The sequence below is a fragment of the Tropicimonas sp. IMCC6043 genome, from assembly GCF_004146235.1.
In the GTDB taxonomy this organism is placed as follows: Bacteria; Pseudomonadota; Alphaproteobacteria; order Rhodobacterales; family Rhodobacteraceae; genus Tropicimonas.
The window spans coordinates 102,844-118,703 of sequence record NZ_SELO01000010.1; the positions used below are offsets into that span (position 1 = coordinate 102,844).

General features: G+C 68.2%; 16 protein-coding genes. 4 read left to right on the forward strand and 12 right to left on the reverse strand.

From position 1 onward, the window contains the following. Positions 1–3: 3 nt before the first annotated feature. Genes EU800_RS11950 through EU800_RS11960 form a run of 3 tightly spaced genes read right to left on the reverse strand, consistent with a single transcriptional unit; the run spans position 4 to position 3,313 of the window. A complete protein-coding gene (locus EU800_RS11950; RefSeq protein ID WP_129632432.1) occupies positions 4–1,188 on the reverse strand; it encodes a DNA recombination protein RmuC in 1,185 nt (394 codons plus the stop codon). Beyond that, positions 1,185–3,029 carry a DNA mismatch repair endonuclease MutL gene (mutL, locus tag EU800_RS11955; RefSeq protein WP_129632435.1) on the reverse strand — a complete coding sequence of 615 codons (1,845 nt, stop codon included), beginning with the start codon at positions 3,027–3,029 and terminating at the stop codon, positions 1,185–1,187. The genes EU800_RS11950 and mutL overlap by 4 nt, the downstream gene beginning before the upstream one ends. Positions 3,030–3,082: 53 nt before the next feature. After that, positions 3,083–3,313 (reverse strand): hypothetical protein, encoded by a 231-nt coding sequence (locus tag EU800_RS11960; protein ID WP_129632438.1) that lies wholly within the window; start codon positions 3,311–3,313, stop codon positions 3,083–3,085. A 406-nt stretch (positions 3,314–3,719) separates the two neighbouring features. On the opposite strand from EU800_RS11960, the gene EU800_RS11965 reads away from it, so the two are divergent. Continuing rightward, a complete protein-coding gene (locus tag EU800_RS11965) occupies positions 3,720–3,929 on the forward strand; it encodes a hypothetical protein (protein WP_129632441.1) in 210 nt (69 codons plus the stop codon). Positions 3,930–3,993: 64 nt separating this feature from the next. On the opposite strand, the gene EU800_RS11970 is transcribed toward EU800_RS11965, so the two are convergent. The 7 genes from EU800_RS11970 to EU800_RS12000 all read right to left on the reverse strand — a co-directional run bounded on the left by EU800_RS11970 (position 3,994) and on the right by EU800_RS12000 (position 12,527). Next, the gene (locus tag EU800_RS11970) at positions 3,994–5,307 is read right to left on the reverse strand and encodes a pitrilysin family protein (protein WP_129632444.1); all 1,314 of its coding nucleotides are present in this window, start codon (positions 5,305–5,307) and stop codon (positions 3,994–3,996) included. Further along, a complete protein-coding gene (locus tag EU800_RS11975; RefSeq protein WP_129632447.1) occupies positions 5,304–6,659 on the reverse strand; it encodes a pitrilysin family protein in 1,356 nt (451 codons plus the stop codon). Before EU800_RS11975 ends, EU800_RS11970 begins: the two co-directional genes overlap by 4 nt. An 84-nt stretch (positions 6,660–6,743) precedes the next feature. Next, a complete protein-coding gene (locus EU800_RS11980) occupies positions 6,744–7,280 on the reverse strand; it encodes a DUF3035 domain-containing protein (protein ID WP_129632450.1) in 537 nt (178 codons plus the stop codon). A 52-nt stretch (positions 7,281–7,332) separates the two neighbouring features. Continuing rightward, the gene (gene lspA / locus EU800_RS11985) at positions 7,333–7,815 is read right to left on the reverse strand and encodes a signal peptidase II (protein WP_129632453.1); all 483 of its coding nucleotides are present in this window, start codon (positions 7,813–7,815) and stop codon (positions 7,333–7,335) included. 1 nt (position 7,816) lies between these two features. Beyond that, positions 7,817–9,406: a bifunctional phosphoribosylaminoimidazolecarboxamide formyltransferase/IMP cyclohydrolase gene (gene purH / locus EU800_RS11990; RefSeq protein WP_129632456.1), complete on the reverse strand. Its 1,590-nt coding sequence runs from the start codon at positions 9,404–9,406 to the stop codon at positions 7,817–7,819. 5 nt (positions 9,407–9,411) lie between these two features. Further along, positions 9,412–11,130 carry a heparinase II/III family protein gene (locus EU800_RS11995; RefSeq protein ID WP_129632484.1) on the reverse strand — a complete coding sequence of 573 codons (1,719 nt, stop codon included), beginning with the start codon at positions 11,128–11,130 and terminating at the stop codon, positions 9,412–9,414. 122 nt (positions 11,131–11,252) lie between these two features. Continuing rightward, on the reverse strand, positions 11,253–12,527 hold the full coding sequence (locus tag EU800_RS12000; RefSeq protein ID WP_129632459.1) for an RsmB/NOP family class I SAM-dependent RNA methyltransferase: 1,275 nt from the start codon (positions 12,525–12,527) through the stop codon (positions 11,253–11,255). A gap of 73 nt (positions 12,528–12,600) precedes the next feature. On the opposite strand from EU800_RS12000, the gene EU800_RS12005 reads away from it, so the two are divergent. Beyond that, on the forward strand, positions 12,601–12,834 hold the full coding sequence (locus EU800_RS12005; RefSeq protein ID WP_129632462.1) for a DUF1674 domain-containing protein: 234 nt from the start codon (positions 12,601–12,603) through the stop codon (positions 12,832–12,834). Here the strand turns inward: EU800_RS12005 and EU800_RS12010 are convergent. Beyond that, positions 12,792–13,601, reverse strand: coding sequence for a GNAT family N-acetyltransferase (locus EU800_RS12010; protein ID WP_242500528.1), 810 nt, complete (start codon positions 13,599–13,601; stop codon positions 12,792–12,794). The genes EU800_RS12005 and EU800_RS12010 overlap by 43 nt on opposite strands. 38 nt (positions 13,602–13,639) lie before the next feature. Beyond that, a complete protein-coding gene (gene dapB, locus EU800_RS12015) occupies positions 13,640–14,449 on the reverse strand; it encodes a 4-hydroxy-tetrahydrodipicolinate reductase (protein ID WP_129632468.1) in 810 nt (269 codons plus the stop codon). A gap of 99 nt (positions 14,450–14,548) precedes the next feature. Here dapB and rbfA point away from each other — a divergent pair, with 99 nt between their 5' ends. Both rbfA and EU800_RS12025 read left to right on the forward strand, forming a co-directional pair. Then, complete coding sequence (gene rbfA / locus EU800_RS12020) at positions 14,549–14,968, forward strand: 30S ribosome-binding factor RbfA (RefSeq protein WP_207209892.1); 420 nt, start codon at positions 14,549–14,551, stop codon at positions 14,966–14,968. After that, positions 14,958–15,716 carry a phosphodiester glycosidase family protein gene (locus tag EU800_RS12025; protein ID WP_371685626.1) on the forward strand — a complete coding sequence of 253 codons (759 nt, stop codon included), beginning with the start codon at positions 14,958–14,960 and terminating at the stop codon, positions 15,714–15,716. Before rbfA ends, EU800_RS12025 begins: the two co-directional genes overlap by 11 nt. Positions 15,717–15,860: the final 144 nt, after the last annotated feature.

Below are 15,860 nucleotides of genomic sequence, written 5' to 3' on the forward strand. Positions count from 1 at the left end.
CCCTCAGCTCTCCGGCCGGACAATCTGCACCGGACTGCGCGTCTCGGTCCTGTTCGCCTCGGCGGGAAGTTCCTCGAAATCGAAATTGTCGAGCCGGCGGGCACGTTTGCCGGCCTTCTCGGCGCTGATCAGGATATCGCCGACATCCTTCGCGGCCTGAGTGAAATGCTTGTCGAGACTTCCGACGCGTGTCTGCAACCGCTCGACATCGGCGTGTAGCAGGCCGAGTTCCTTGCGGATCGCCCCGGCCTGTTCCCGCATCCGTGCATCCTTGAGGATTGCGCGCATCGTGTTGAGCGTGGCCATGCAGGTCGTCGGCGAGACGATCCAGACCCGCGCCGCGAAGCCCTCGCGCACCAGCTCGGGGAAATTGGAATGCAGCTCGGCGTAGACCGCCTCGGAGGGCAGGAACATCAGCGCACCGTCGGCCGTCTCGCCCTCGATGATGTATTTCTGCGAGATCGCCTTGATATGGGCCTTCACCGCGGTCCGCATCGCCCGCTGCGCCTCCGTCGTCTCCCATTGCGTGCCGGCATTGCGCAGCCCTTCATAGGCTTCCAGCGGGAACTTGCTGTCGATGACGATCGGGCCCGGCGGGTTCGGCAGGCGGATCAGGCAGTCGGCGCGCCTGCCGTTGGAGAGCGTGGCTTGCCACTCGTAGCTGTCCGAGGGCAGTGCCTTGGAGACGATGTCCTTGAGCTGGATCTCGCCAAAGGCGCCGCGGGTCTGCTTGTTCGAGAGGATGTCCTGGAGCGAGAGCACGTCGCCGGAAAGCTTCTCGATCTTGGCCTGCGCGCGGTCGATCGTCTCGAGCCGCTGGTGAAGCTCGCCCAGGCTGCGGGCGGTGCGTGTCGAAGAGCCCTGAAGGCTCTCGCCCATCTTCGACGTCACCTCGGCGAGCCGCGTCTCCATGAGTTGAAGCATCTGCGTCTGGCTCTGCGCCTGCGCTTCGGAGACATGCGTCAGCCCGCCCGCAAGCTGGTGCTGGCCGTCCGAGAGCATCTGCACCCGCGTGCCGAGCGCGTCGATCTGGGTCAGGAGCGGCCCGGCCATGCGCGCCGCGGCCCCGGCGCGCCGGACCGTGAGGATGAGCAGCACGAGTAGCAGCAGCGCCAGTGCCGCGCCCGCCAGTGCGGCCAGCGTTACCGGGTCGCCAAGGTCGAGAACCATATCACCGATCCGGATCATCTGCGCCCGAACAGCCTCTCGATATCGGCGAGCTTCAGCTCGACAAAGGTCGGCCGGCCGTGGTTGCACTGACCCGAATGCGGCGTCGCTTCCATCTCGCGCAGCAGCGCGTTCATTTCCTCGGCCCGCATCTGCCGCCCCGAGCGGACCGAGCCGTGGCAGGCGACGCGGGAGAGCACGGCGTCGATCCGCGCCCCGAGCGTTGTGCTCTCGCCGAGGTCGGAGATCTCGTCGAGGATGTCGGCAATGAGCTTCGCGGCATCGACTTCGCCGAGGAGCGCCGGCGTCTCTCGCACCGCGATCGCGCTGCCCCCGAATGGCTCAAGCGTCAGGCCGAGCCGGCCGAGGTCGTCGGCCACCGCCAGCAGTCGTGCGCAGTCCTGTTCGGAGAGTTCGACGATCTGCGGGATGAGCAGCGCCTGCGCGGCGATGCCGGTCTCGGCCGCCTGGCGCTTGAGGCGCTCGTAGACCAGCCGCTCATGCGCGGCGTGCTGGTCGACCAGGACGATCCCGTCACGGGTCTGGGCGACGATGTAATTCTCGTGGAGCTGCGCGCGGGCGGCGCCGAGCGGCAGGTCCTGGGCCGGTGCCGCTTCCGGCGTCGGTTCGAAGCGGGCCGCTGGGGCGGCGGTTTCGGCAAATCCGGGCGTCTCAAAGACTGGCGCCTGCGCGGCATGGGCATGGCGCAGCGCGCCCGGGCTCGGGCGGTCCATCTGGTAGTGTCGTGGTCCGGCGGATTCCGTGCGAAACGCGCCGAGCGTCGCGCCTGCCACGGTGGACGACGCGCGGTGCCCGGCTTCGGCCAGCGCATGCCGCAGGCCCGACACGATCAGACCGCGCGCCAAGCCCGGCTCGCGGAAACGGACCTCCGCCTTGGCGGGATGAACGTTCACGTCCACGCGCTCGGGATCACAGGTCAGAAAGAGCGCGGCGGCCGGGTGGCGATCGCGGCTCAGGAAATCCATGTAGGCGGCGCGTAGGGCGCCGACCAGGAGCTTGTCGCGCACCGGACGGCCATTGACGAACAGGAACTGCGCCACCGCCGCGCCGCGGGAATAGGTCGGCAGCGCGGCGAACCCCGTGAGGCGCAGGCCCTCGCGCTCGGCGTCGATGGCAATCGCATTCTCGGTGAACTCTGTTCCGAGGATCCGGGCAAGGCGGCCACGCAGCGCATCGAAGAAGTCGCCGGTCTCGGCATCGGCGCGGAAGCTGACGCGTCCCTCGCCGCCGCCGGAGACATCCCGCAGGGTGATCCCGACGCCCGGCACGGCCATCGCCAGCCGCTTGACGACATCGCCGATGGCCTGGGTCTCGGCGCGGTCGCTGCGCAGGAATTTCAGCCGCGCCGGCGTTGCGAAGAAGAGGTCGCGCAGCTCGACCACGGTTCCGCGCGAAAGAGCGGCGGGCATCACCGCGCCCAGGCTCCCGCCGGTGACGGCGATGCGCGCCGCCTCGGCGGCGCCCTCGGCACGGCTGGTGACGCTGAGCCGGCCGACCGCACCGAGCGAGGCCAGCGCCTCGCCGCGGAAGCCGAAGGAGCGGATGTCGAGCAGGTCCGATCCGTCGATCTTCGAGGTGGCATGGCGGGCGAGCGCGAGCGGCAGGTCGGCGGGCGCGATGCCGCAGCCGTCGTCGGTAACGCGGATCAGCCGCTTGCCGCCCTCGGCGACGACCACCTCGACACGCCGCGCCCCGGCGTCCAACGCGTTTTCGACGAGTTCCTTGACCGCCGAGGCCGGGCGCTCGACCACCTCGCCCGCGGCGATGCGGTTTACGATCGTCTCGTCAAGCTGCCGGATCGGCGGGCGGGATGCGCCTATGTTGGGGTTCGGGGCGTTCATGCCACCATGGCTAGCATGGCGAGAGGGATTCGGCCACAGGAGATGCATTGCGCTCAGGCTCGTTCGAAGAGATGCTCCGCGCGCTTGCCGGGATTGGCCGGAAGGCCCTGAACCATCTTCTCCCGCGGTGCCGCCAGTTGCAAGCCGAGGGCAGCAAAGCGCGCCCGCGCCAGCGGCAGGATGTCCTCGCCCTCGAAAGGCGCGATGCCGCTGGCATTGAGTTCTCCCTCCTTGGTCCGCTCATGTACGGTGAAGCGATTGACGGCGTGCACGCCGCTTGCCAACCCGGCCACCTCGGCGCCATGTGCCAGCCGCGCCGTGGAACCGACGACGAAACGGCCGAGATCGACGATCTCACCCGCGCCCTTGTCCTAGGTCGCGGCCGCGGAGGCGGCGAGTCCGGGATCCTCATCGCTTCCCATTGAGTTGGCTTGGCAGAGCCGAACTGGTCGGGCCAAGGGGATGGGCGCAGGTGACCCAAATCCCCATTGCATACCGGTCCTGCAGAAAAGTCCCGTCCGGTTAAATGGCCTTGCCGCCGGGACTCTGCCATACTGGCCCGGCGAGGCCGAAGCCGGTTTGGCAGCAGTCACGCAGATGATTTCAGGGCGCCACAACAGCCGGTCCGGGACAAGATCCCGGCGGCGGCGCGGCGCGAGAAACGGATACGAAAAGGCCCCGAGGACGACCATGGAACACGCCAGCCAACTCTTCACCCGCATGAGCACCGCCCAGCATTCGCTGGAAGCGCTTCGCAATGACGTGAGCCAGCAACTCGTCTCCCTCCAGGCCGCCTGCAAGGGGGACGGTCCCTGCAGCGAGATGATCCGGTTCCGGGAACTGCACGGCCGCCTGTCCACCGCGCTGGCCGCGCTGCACGGCGAACTCCGCGAGAACTGAGCCGCGCCGGTCAGGGACGACGGGACGGGGCGCGGTCACACCACGCGCCCTGCCAAAGCCGTGCTCAATTCGTAGCGCTCAACCCCTCCGGCTTGCCGACCACCACGAAATGCAACCCGTCCGGGTCGACCAGGGTGTTGGCCACGCGGCGGATGTCCTCGAGCGTCACCGCTTCGATCTTGTCGTTGCGGGTACGGATGTAATCCGTCGTCAGCCCGTCCATCTGCATGCCCACGAGGATATTGGCAATCCGGCCGTTGCCGTCGAAGCGCAACGGATAGGCGCCGGTGAGATAGGTCTTGGCGCGCGCAAGCTCCTCCTCCGTCACGCCCTCCTCGGCCAGCCGCCGCCACTCCTCCTGGACCACCGCGACCGTCTCGGCGGCGCGGTCGTTCACCGTCGAAACCATGCCGGTCAGCATCTCGGCGAGGTCCATCGGGTAGAGATAGGCGCCGATCCCATAGGTCAGGCCGCGCTTCTCCCGCACCTCTTCCATCAGGCGGGACGAGAAGCCGCTGCCGCCGAGGATCTGCGTCATGACGAAAGCGGGGAAGAAATCGGGATCGTTCCGCCGCATACCGCGTTGCCCGAAGATGATGACCGATTGCGGCGTATCGAAATCGACGACCGTCACCCCGCCGTCGAGCGCATAGTCGATCCGCTCGGGCATCGGCGCGCCGGTCTCGGGAAGGTCGCCGAGCAGCCGGTCGAGCAGCCCGGCCAGTTCCTCGGCCGTGATGTCGCCGACCGCGGCAACGAAGACCCGGTCACGCGCCAGAACGCCGTCATGAGCGGCGACGAGGTCCTCGCGGGTGAGCGCTGCAACGCTCTCCTCGGTGCCATCGGAACTGGTCCCGTAAGGATGATCGCCGAAGGCGAGCCGGTTATAGGTCTCCGAGGCGATCTCATCCGGGTCGCGCGAGTTGCTGTCGATCGACGCCAGCACCTGGGCACGTACCCGCTCGATCGCGTCGGCGTCGAACCGTGGTGACACAAGCGCCTCGCGCAGGAGCTCCATCGCCTCGTCCCGGTTCTCGCTCAGGACCTTGGCCGAGACAGACAGCGCGTCGTCATGAACACGGAAGCGGAACTCGGCGGCGAGGCTTTCGGCGGCGATCGAGAACTCCGTCGCGTCCATCTCGCCCGCACCCTCCTCGAGCAGCGCAGTCATCAGGTTGGTGGCGCCGCGCTTGCCCGGCGCATCGAGGCTTGCGCCGCCCTGAAAGCGCAGTTCGAGCGCAAGGAAGGGAATGGAGTGCTCCTCGACCAGCCAGGCATCGACCCCGCCAGGCGTCGTCACCTCCTCGATGTCGACCGCCGCGCGGGCCGGCAGGCTGGCAAGAAGCGCAAGCGTGAAAGCAAGGACCAGGCGGATCATTGGGTCACCTCCACGGTGTCGACGCTGTCGGGCGGTGTCGTCAGGTAGCCGGTCACGGACCGGCGCTTGTCGAAGAGCCGCGCGGCGGCGGCTTCGACATCCTCGGGCGTAACCTGCTGGAGGATCTCGGGCCAGGCCTGCACGTCCTCGACCGTGAGCCCCGAGGTCAGCGCCTCTCCGTAGCGGCGCGCCAGCCCCTGGATCTGGTCCTTGCTGTAGATCATCTCGGCCCGGAGCTGGGTCTTCAGGCGCTCGAAGGTTTCGCGGTCGACACCCTCCTTCAGGAAACGCGCGATGGCGCGATCCATGTCGGCCTCGGCCTCTGCGAGCGAGCGTCCCGGAACCGGCATGACGAGAAGCGAGAAAGTCGTGTCGTCGAGCGACATCCCGTCATAGCTGGCAGCGGTGTAGAGTGCCGCCTTCTCGTCGAATTGCAGCATCTTCCCCATCAGGGAGGTGGCACCGGCGCCGCCCAGAAGCTCGGCGAGGTAGGTCAGTGCGGCGGCCTCTTCCTGCGCACCCGAGTCGCGCTCCGGGGCGAGGTAGCTGCGGCTCACATAGGGCTGCCCGACGCGCGCGTCCTCGAAGACGAGGCGGCGCTCGGCCAGTTGCGGCGGCTCCGCCGGTCGGAGGCGCGGGGGCAGGTCGGGGTTGGCGGCGATGGGGCCGAAATGCGTCTTGGCAAGACTGAGGACATTCTCCGGCTCGACATCGCCCGCGACGATCAGGATCGCGTTGTTGGGCGCGTAGTACTGCCGGTAGAAATCGATGGCGTCCTGCCGGCCCAGCCCTTCCATCTCCTGTTTCCAGCCGATGATCGGGATGCCGTAGGGGTGATTGAGATATTGCGCGGCGCTCCTCTGCTCGCCGAAGAGCGCACCGGGATTGTTCTCGATGCGCTGGTTTCGCTCCTCGAGGATGACCTGGCGCTCGGGGCCGATCACATCGTCGGTCAGCACCAGGCCGGTCATCCGGTCCGCCTCCATCTCCATCATCAGGTCCAGCCGATCCGCCGCCACGCGCTGGTAGTAGCCGGTATAGTCCTGGCTGGTGAAGGCGTTGTCGGAACCGCCGTTGAGCTCGACCGTCGCGGAAAACTCACCAGGAGCGAGCGTCTCCGTGCCCTTGAACATGAGGTGCTCGAGGAAGTGGGCGATGCCGGACTTGCCCGGCTTCTCGTCGGCAGCGCCGACGCGATACCAGACCATGTTGACGGCCACCGGAGCACGGTGATCCTCGATCACCACCACATCCATGCCGTTGTCGAGCATGAAAGTGGTGACCTCCTCCGCCCCTGCCGGCATCGCCATGGCGCAGGTCAGCAGCAAGGTTGGCACAAAGCGTCGATCCATGGAAACCTCATAAAGTCCGGATACTGGGAAGATACGGCCGAAAACGGCCGGCGCAACCGGGCATACGAGGTTGTGACAGGGGTGTTAGTTGCCCGACGTGTCGGGCGGCATGGCCGGAGTCGGCACGCCGCTGCGGCGGAAGAGTTCGGTCGTCGCCGGCTGGTCGAGCTGGCCGCGCGAATAGACCTTGTAATAGGTCGTCACGCCGAACCACCGCTCCAGCAGCCTTCCGCGGTGACGCCTGCGGAACTCGAGGTCCTCGGAGGCCAGCGCCGTGCGGACATTCGGGTCCACGCCGTAGCGCGAAGCCTGCTGGATAAGGGCGCCGTCCGCGCCGAGCCTGCCGTCGGGGACGACCGCGGCCGGGTTGCCGCCCAGTGCGACAACGACATCCGCTTCCGGGTTGATGTCGGTGCGGTTGGCTCCACCCGGGGTCGGCGGCGGCAATTCATTCAGCGTCTCGGGGATCTCGAGCGGCTTGCCCGGCAGGATGGCGAACTCGTCCGGCGTGACAAGGCCACGCTGCGGGTTGATCAGGTTCGGCTCCTTGCGGCTGCAGCCCGCGGCAAGAAAGACGAGCGCAAGCAGGGCTGCTGCCCGAGCAATATCCGTCCTCCGCATCCATGCCTCCTGCATCGCTTTTCCGCTTCCTTATCGCATGCAGGGCCCGGCGTCACGAGGGCTTTTTGCGCCGTTTCCCGTCGGGTCCGAACAGCACCAGTCCGATCGCCCCGGCAAAGATGAACACATCGGCGATGTTGAAGACATAGGGGTTGACGATGCCGCAGCAGGACATGTTGAGGAAATCGCGGACGCCGGGAAAGATCAGCCGGTCGGCCACGTTGCCCAGTGCTCCGCCGATCACCAGCCCACCGGCGAGAAACTGGACCGGACGTTCGAAGCTACGGCGCGCCCATTGGAAGAGCGCGGCGCACAGCAGCAGCGAGAGACCGACGAGCATCCAGCGCTGCCCGTTCGAGACGTCAGCAAACAGGCCGAAATTGACGCCGGTATTCATGCCACGCCGAAAAACGAGATAGGGCGCGGCGATCTCCACCCAGTCGCGCCCGAGCGCATCGAAGAGCGCGAAGACACGGAACTTGGAAATCTGGTCGACCAGGAAGGCCGCCACCGCCGTCAGCCAGAAAATCCGCATCTCAGTGCCGGAAGTGCCGCATTCCGGTGAAGACCATGGCGATTCCGGCCTCGTCGGCAGCCGCGATGACCGTGTCGTCGCGCATCGAGCCGCCGGGCTGGATCACCGCCGTGGCGCCCGCCTCCGCCGCCGTCAGAAGCCCGTCCGGGAAGGGGAAGAAGGCGTCCGAGGCGACGACAGAGCCTTTGGTCAGCGGCGCGGCGAGGCCCAGCTCGGCGGCCATGTCCTCGGCCTTGCGGGCGGCGATGCGGGTCGAGTCGACCCGGCTCATCTGGCCTGCGCCGACCCCGACGGTCGCGCCGTCCTTCACATAGACGATGGCGTTCGACTTGACATGCTTGGCAACCTTCCAGGCGAAGAGGAGGTCGCGGATCTCTTCCTCGCTCGGGGCGCGTTTGGTGACGACCTTGAGGTCCTCGGCGGTGATGTGGCCGGTGTCCTTGTCCTGCACGAGGTAGCCGCCCGAAACCTGGCGGATGGTCGTCGCGGCAGCGCGCGGGTCCGGCAGGCCGCCGGTTTCCAGCAGGCGAAGGTTCTTCTTCTTCGCGAAGATCTCGGCGGCCTCGGGGTCGATCTGCGGCGCGATGACCACTTCTGTGAAGATCTCGGCGATCTCCTTCGCGGTCTCGATGTCAAGCGTCTGGTTCAGCGCGATGATGCCGCCAAAGGCGGACGTCCGGTCGCAGTCGAAGGCGCGGGAATAGGCCTCCTTCAGCGTCGTGCCGCGGGCCACGCCGCAGGGATTGGCGTGCTTGATGATCGCGCAGGCCGGACCTTGCGCCGGGTCGAACTCGGCGACGAGTTCGAAGGCCGCGTCGGTGTCGTTGATGTTGTTGTAGGAGAGTTCCTTGCCCTGAAGCTGCTTCGCTGTGGCGACGCCCGGCCGGTCGGAGCCGTCCTTGTAGAAGGCCGCCTTCTGGTGCGGGTTCTCGCCGTAGCGCATCACCTGCGCGAGCGTGCCGGCGACGGCACGGCGGCGCGGGGTCTCGACGCCGATCGCACCGGCCATCCAGGTCGAGACGGCGGCATCGTAGGCGGCGGTGCGGGCATAGGCGATCTGCGCGAGCTTCCTGCGGAATTTCGGGCAGGTCGCACCGTCATGCTGGTCCATGTCGCCGAGGAGCTTCTCGTAGTCCTCGACATCGGTGACGACGGTCACGAAGGCATGGTTCTTGGCCGCCGCGCGGATCATCGCCGGGCCGCCGATGTCGATATTCTCGATGCAGGTCTCGTAATCGGCGCCCTTCGCCACGGTCGCCTCGAACGGGTAGAGGTTGACCACCAGGAGGTCGATCTCGGGGATGCCGTGCGCTTCCATCGCCGCGACATGCGCCTCGCTGTCACGCAGCGCCAGCAGGCCGCCATGCACCTTCGGGTGCAGCGTCTTCACCCGCCCGTCCATCATCTCCGGGAAGCCCGTGACATCGGCGACGTCGCGGACCTCGAGCCCGGCCGCACGTAGCGCCGTAGCCGTGCCGCCGGTCGACAGCAGTTCCACGCCGCGCGCCGCGAGCGCCTTTCCGAGGTCCTGAAGGCCCTCCTTGTCTGATACGGACAGCAGGGCTCGGCGGATCGGGCGGGTCTCGGACATGGGTGTCAGCTCTCTTCGTCTCTGAGGTGTTCGTCGTCGTCGCGGATCGTGTCGCGGATCGCCTGCGGGGTATCCTGTGCCTTCGCCAAGGTCCAGTTGATCTGGCAGGCCGCGTCAAAGACCCGCCCCGAAAGCACGATCTGCCGGGACGCACGCGGCTTGAGCCGGCCCGGCTCGAGATAGACCGAGGGGTCCAGCGAGAGCTCTGCCGGACCGTCGAAGCGGAACACCCAGATCTCGCCGCTCATCAGCGAGACAGACACCGCGTTGCCGCCCATGTCGACCGTCGCATCGGCATCGGGGTGCAGATGGAAGCGGATCGAATAGGGCACGCCCGCGAGCTGCGACTCGGTCATGCGGCGCGCAAAGGTCGCCCGGTCGGTCTCGGTCACGGCGCCGAACGTGTCGTCGCCCTCGAGCGAGCGGCCGTCCCGCGCCAGCGTGAGCTGGCGGACATGGGTCAGGCCATGGGTCGAGACATAGCCGTCATGGCCGGCGAGGACATGCATCACCTCGCGGCTGGTCGATAGCTGCACGCGGACCTCGGTCGGAAGGTCGTGCAGGATCTCGCCGCGTTGTCCGCGCCCCAGCCCGACGACACCCAGGCGGGAAGAGGAGAAACCGTCGATCCCCAGGGTCGAATGGCTCGGGGTTGCCCGGCCGGCCCGGCGCCAGGTTTCGCCGAAGCTGGCGCCTGGGCCGCAATTGACGACGAGCGGACGGCGGCCCGAGGTCATCTCGAAGGCGAGCGTGGAGGCATGGGCGTTGACCGAGGCCGCACCGGAGGGCGGCGGGGCGGCGTCTAGGAGCACGGTCGTGCGGCCCGCGGCAAGCCGGGCAAAGCCCATCGCCAGCCCTTCGTGCGGTTCGGGCCGGATGCCCGAGGCGGCGAGTGCGTGGTCGAGCCGTCCCTCCATGCCGCGCCCGCCGCCGTGGAACCGCGCCAGCGCGCCGTCGGCGTGGCGCAGCGCCCGGAGTGTCGGGGCGATGCGCAGCACCGCATCCTCCAGCGCCGGTTCGATCCGGCGGCCCGAGTCGAGGATCGCCCGCGCCGCCCAGATCAGCAGGGTGAAGACCTCCAGCAGTTCCTCCGGGTTGCGCGTTGGCAGCCCGCCGCCGGCATCGATCTGCTGAGCGCATTCCCTGGACAGCGCCGCGATCGCCGGTTCGGCATGGCGCTCCAGCCCGGACAGCGAGAGTCCCGCATAGATCAGTCCGGCGAGCGCCTCGAACCGCGCAAGGCCGGGACTGGCGACCTTCCAGCGGCGCCCAAGGAAGATCGTCTGCGCCGCCAGCGCGCCGAAGAACGCCTCCGACTGCGCGGGTTTGCGGCCATGCAGCAGAAAGACCGCGTGGTTCACCCATCGGATCAGCCTGCGGCCGACGAGGTCGGGCGTCCAGCCGGGCCCCTTGCCGCGACCGAAGCGGTCGATCCAGTCCCAGGTCCAGTCCTGCGCCCGGGAGCGTGCCGCACGGTCACCCACCGCGGCGAGGTCATCGAGCCAGTGGAAGCCGTGCAGCGCCGCCTCGAAGCGCGGCGAGGGCATGTCGAGCGCCCAGAGCGGCGTGTCGGGCGCTTCCACGAGATGTCCGGCGAAGAGGAAGTTGCCCGCGACGAGCTGGCGGCCGCGCGCGAAGCTGCCGATGGTGCGCGGCTCCGGACGGGAAATGAACGCCGTTGCGGGGCGGCTGTGGGCCGCTCGACGCGCGGCGAGGCGGTTCATGAGCCGCATGCGCCGCTCCCGCAAGCTCGGTCGTCCCTCATTATGTTCCATGACGGCGGCAGCGGGCCCCTTGATCTTGCGGATATCCCCGTGGCGGAGCATAGGTCCCGACCGCATCCCTGTCAGGTCTTGGAGAGCGCCGCGATAAAGAATCCGTCGAGACCGCCGCGTTCGGGCCACATCTCCGGCGTGGTCCGGAGCGCGGCCGGTCCGGCGCGCCAGTCGGGGTCGAGGCCGTCGAGCGCGGCCAGCGCGGACGCGTCCGGCGCGAGGCCGGTATGGCGCTCCAACGCGGCGGCGTATTGCGCCTCGCCCTCTTCCGGCAGCAGCGAACAGGTGCAGAAGACCAGCCGCCCGCCGGGGGCAAGCATCTCCACCGACCGGTCGATCAGCTGGGATTGCAGGGCCACGAGCGGCTTGATCCCCGCCGGATCTTTGGCGAAGGGCAGGTCCGGGTGGCGCCGGATCGTGCCGGTGGCCGAGCAGGGCGCGTCGAGCAGGATGGCGTCGAAGGACGCCTTGGGGGTCCATTCCAGCGCATCCGCCGCAACGACCTCGGCGCGCAGGCCGGTGCGGTCGAGGTTTTCCCGGAGCCGGGCGAGCCGTGTCTCCGAAACGTCGAGCGCGGTCACCTGGGCGCCGGCGGCGGCCAGTTGCAGCGTCTTTCCGCCCGGCGCGGCGCAGAGGTCAAGCACCCGCTCCCCCGGCCGCGCCGCCAGAAGCCGCGCCGGCAGGGCGGCGGCGGCGTCCTGCACCCACCAGTCTCCGGTTTGGTAGCCGGGCAGCGCCGAGATCTGGCCTGCCCGGGCAAGGCGGAGCGACCCGGTCGGCAGGATGTCTCCTTCGGGCAGGGAGGCGCCCGGCGCTTTCGGCTCCAGGTCGACCGGTGGGGTGGCCTCGAATGCCGCCTCCATCCGTGCCACCCGCGCATTGCCATAGGCCGCGCCGAGCCGCCCGCGGAGCCAGTTCGGCAGCCGCTGCGGTGGCGCCTTGTCCCAGCTCTCGCGACCGCTCTCGGCGACCCGGCGCAACACGGCGTTGACCATCGGCGCGGCCTTGACCTGTTCGCGCCGGGCAATGCTGACAGCAGCATTGACCACGCCATGCGCCGCCTCATTTTCGGAGAACATCTCGACGATGGCGAGCCGCATCAGAGCGCGAATTCCGGCACGCGGGTTGCGTTGCAGGAAGGGTTTCATCGCCGCATCGGCGCGACCGGCGAGCCGCAGCGTCGTTCGCGCCAGCCGCCCGGCGCGCGCCTGCACCTCGGGCGGGGCCTCGGCGAAATGCGGATGCGCCTCGAGCTCGGCGAGCAGCATCCGCTCCTCCCAGACCCCCTGCAGCAGGTCGAGCGCCAATTGCCGCGGCGCGATGCCGCTCGGGTGTGCCTCGGCCATGCGACGGCCCTTCCCATTGTTCTTCGACCTGCGGGGGGTATATCAGCGGGGAAGGATCGACAAGGACAAGCGCATGAGTGACGAGACGCAGGCACCCGGCGACGAGGGCCCGGAGATCAGCGAAGAGGAACGCAGGGCAGCCCTGCCGCCGGCGGCGCAACGCGCCCTGGCCGAGGCCGAAGAACGCCGCGCCAAGGCGGAAGCCGAAGCTGAGAAACGCCCCGTGGAGCTCGGCGGCCGGATCAAGGGGCTGGAGCCAGTGCGCTACGGCGATTGGGAAAAGGGCGGGCTGGCGATCGATTTCTGATCGGCGGGCCGTTTCGCGCCATCCGGCGGCCGATAGGCCCCGATGAGCGTCTCGCACTGCACGAAACCGCAGCGGCGGTAGATCCGTCCGGCCTCGCTCTCGGCATCCGCGATGATCACGGGCAAGGCCGCAGGGTCGTGGGCCGCCGCCCAGTCGAGGCCAGCGGTGACCAGCGCCGCACAGATCCCGCGTCGCCGATGGCTTGCCCGCGTTTCGACGTCCTGGAACCGCGCGACGCCATCGGCCGCGAAGATCCCCAGATCCCCCACGAGCAGATCGCCGTCGAAGGCACCGAACCAGCACCCCCACCCTTCCGCAACCTGCAACCGGCGATTCGCAAAGCGCCGCCGGACATAGCGCAGGTAGTCCTCTCGGACATGCCCGGCCTCGACTCCGGTCTCAACCTGAAGCGCAACGACCTGCTCCCACTCCGCTTCTCTCGCCACTGGCCGTATGACGATCCCCGCCGGACAGGACGCGGAGCCCAGTGCCTGCCCCAGAGTCAGCACATCGCTATGGTCGATCTCGAACCCTTCGGCCCTCAACCGGTCCAGTTCCGGTGCGGCTGCCATTCCCGGCGCATCCCAGACCAACGTCACATGGCGTGCCTCCGGGAAATCGGCGCGGAAACGCGCGATGTTTGCAATCGGATCGACGCGACCTTCGCGAAAGATCACCATGTTGCCGAACCAGAAATCCGGCTCCGACGGCGTGCGCAGCACGACACGGTCGGCGTAGTCCTCCACAACGCTCAAGCCGCGCAGCACCGCTATCTCGCTGCGCAGTCCGATGCTCCGGAGCGCGTTCAAAGCCCCAGCACGTCGAGCATCGAGTAATGCCCCGGCATCCTGTCCTGCCCCCAGAGCACCGCCTTGAGCGCGCCGCGGGCGAAAAGCGCCCGGTCGGACGCAACATGGCGCAGCACGATCCGCTCGCCCGGCCCGGCGAAGATCACGTCGTGCTCGCCGATGATGTCGCCGCCGCGAATCGCTGAAAATCCGATGGTGCCGGGCGCCCGGGCGCCGGTAATGCCGTCGCGGGCGGCAACGTAGCTGTCCTTGAAATCAAGCCCGCGCCCTTCGGCCGCCGCCTCGCCCAGCATCAGCGCCGTACCCGAGGGGGCGTCGACCTTGTGGCGGTGATGCGCCTCGACCACCTCGATGTCGAATTCGGAGTCCAGCGCAGCGGCGACCTGCCGGACGAGCTGGGTGAGCAGGTTGACGCCGAGGCTCATGTTGCCGGCGCGCACGATCACCGCGTGTCGCGCGGCGGCGTCGAGCTTCTCTATGTCCGCGTCGGTCAGGCCGGTGGTGCCGACCACATGCACCGCGCGGGCCTGCGCGGCCAGCGTGGCAAGCTCGACCGTGGCCTCGGGCGTGGTGAAATCGATGACGCCCTGCGCTCCGGCCATCGCTTCCAGCGGGTCGTCGGTGACGTAGACTCCCTGCGGCTTGCCGCCCGTCGCGATGCCGAGATCCTGGCCGATCCATTCGTGCCCGGAGCGCTCGACCGCTCCGACAAGCCGCATCCCCGGATGGGCCGCCACTTCGCGCAGGAGCATCCGCCCCATCCGCCCCGACGCGCCCATGACCACGATCCCCGGTATCTCGCTCATTCGCCTGCCTCCTGGAAATGTGGGCCTGCTTTAGCCGAGCGCGCTGTTGGACGCAAAGGGCCGGTTGCGCCGGCGCGCGCGCGGGCCTAGGTGGGAGGCATGGCAAAGAACAGGTTTCATAGCGGGTCCGGCCCCTCGCAGCGCCAGCTTCGGGTGGGCGAACTGGTCCGCCGGCGGCTCGCCGATGTGCTCAACCACGGGGACGTTCACGATCCGGATCTGAACCGGATGTCGATCACCGTGGCCGAAGTGCGCGTGTCGCCGGATCTCAAGGTCGCGACGGCCTATGTGATGCCGCTCGGTGGCGATCATGCGCAGGAGGCGCTGGAGGCGCTGATCCGCAATCGCCACGAGCTTCGCCGCATCGTGGCGCGGGGGCTGGCGCTGAAATTCGCGCCGCAGCTGCGTTTCGCGCTGGACGACACGTTCGACCGGATGGACGAGACGCGGCGGCTTTTCTCGGACGAGAAAGTGCAGCGGGACATCGCGGCCAACCACGACGATGACGATGCGTTCTGAAGGCTGGCGGCGCGTGACGGCGCTGATCGGCGTCGCGATGCTGACCGCCCTGCCGGCATTCGCCGCGCCGGATTGCCGGGACGTGGAGTTCGACGGCGACCGCTACACGGTCTGCACCCTGCGCGCGGACCGCGACGATATCAGGCTGTTTCACAGCGATGCCGCGGGAGACCTGCTCGGCAGCTTCCAGGCGATCGATTCGGCGCTGGAATCGGAAGGCAAGCACCTCTCCTTCGCGATGAACGCCGGCATGTATCACGACGACCGCCGGCCGGTCGGCTTCTACCTGGAGAACGGTCAGCAGCTCGGTCCGCTGGTCACGCGCGAGGGGCCGGGCAATTTCGGCCTGCTGCCGAACGGCGTCTTCTGCATCATGGAGGGGAGGGCCGCGGTGATCGAGAGCCGCGCCTTCGAGTCAAATCCGCCGGACTGCCGTTACGCCACGCAATCGGGGCCGATGCTGGTGATCGACGGCGCGCTGCACCCGCGGTTCCTGGTCGACGGCACCAGCCGCTATATCCGCAACGGCGTGGGTGTCGCCGCCGACGGGGTGACGGTGCATTTCGTCATTTCCGACAACCGGGTCAATTTCCACTCCTTCGGACGACTCTTCCGCGACCTGTTGGAGACCCCGAACGCGCTCTATTTCGACGGAAAGGTGTCGCGGCTGCACGCACCTGGGATCGGACGGTCGGACAGTGGCTTCCCGCTCGGACCGATCGTCGGCGCGGTGGAACCGGTGAACTGAGAGGCGCAGCCTTTTAGCCCAGCTTAATCGTCTAAATCTTCGGGGAAATTTGCGTGTGCCTGAAAGCGCTTTAAGATCAGTCTGCTACACATGAACCGTCGGCAGCTTCGGGCACATGCATGGGTGAAACGCTACAACCGGTCT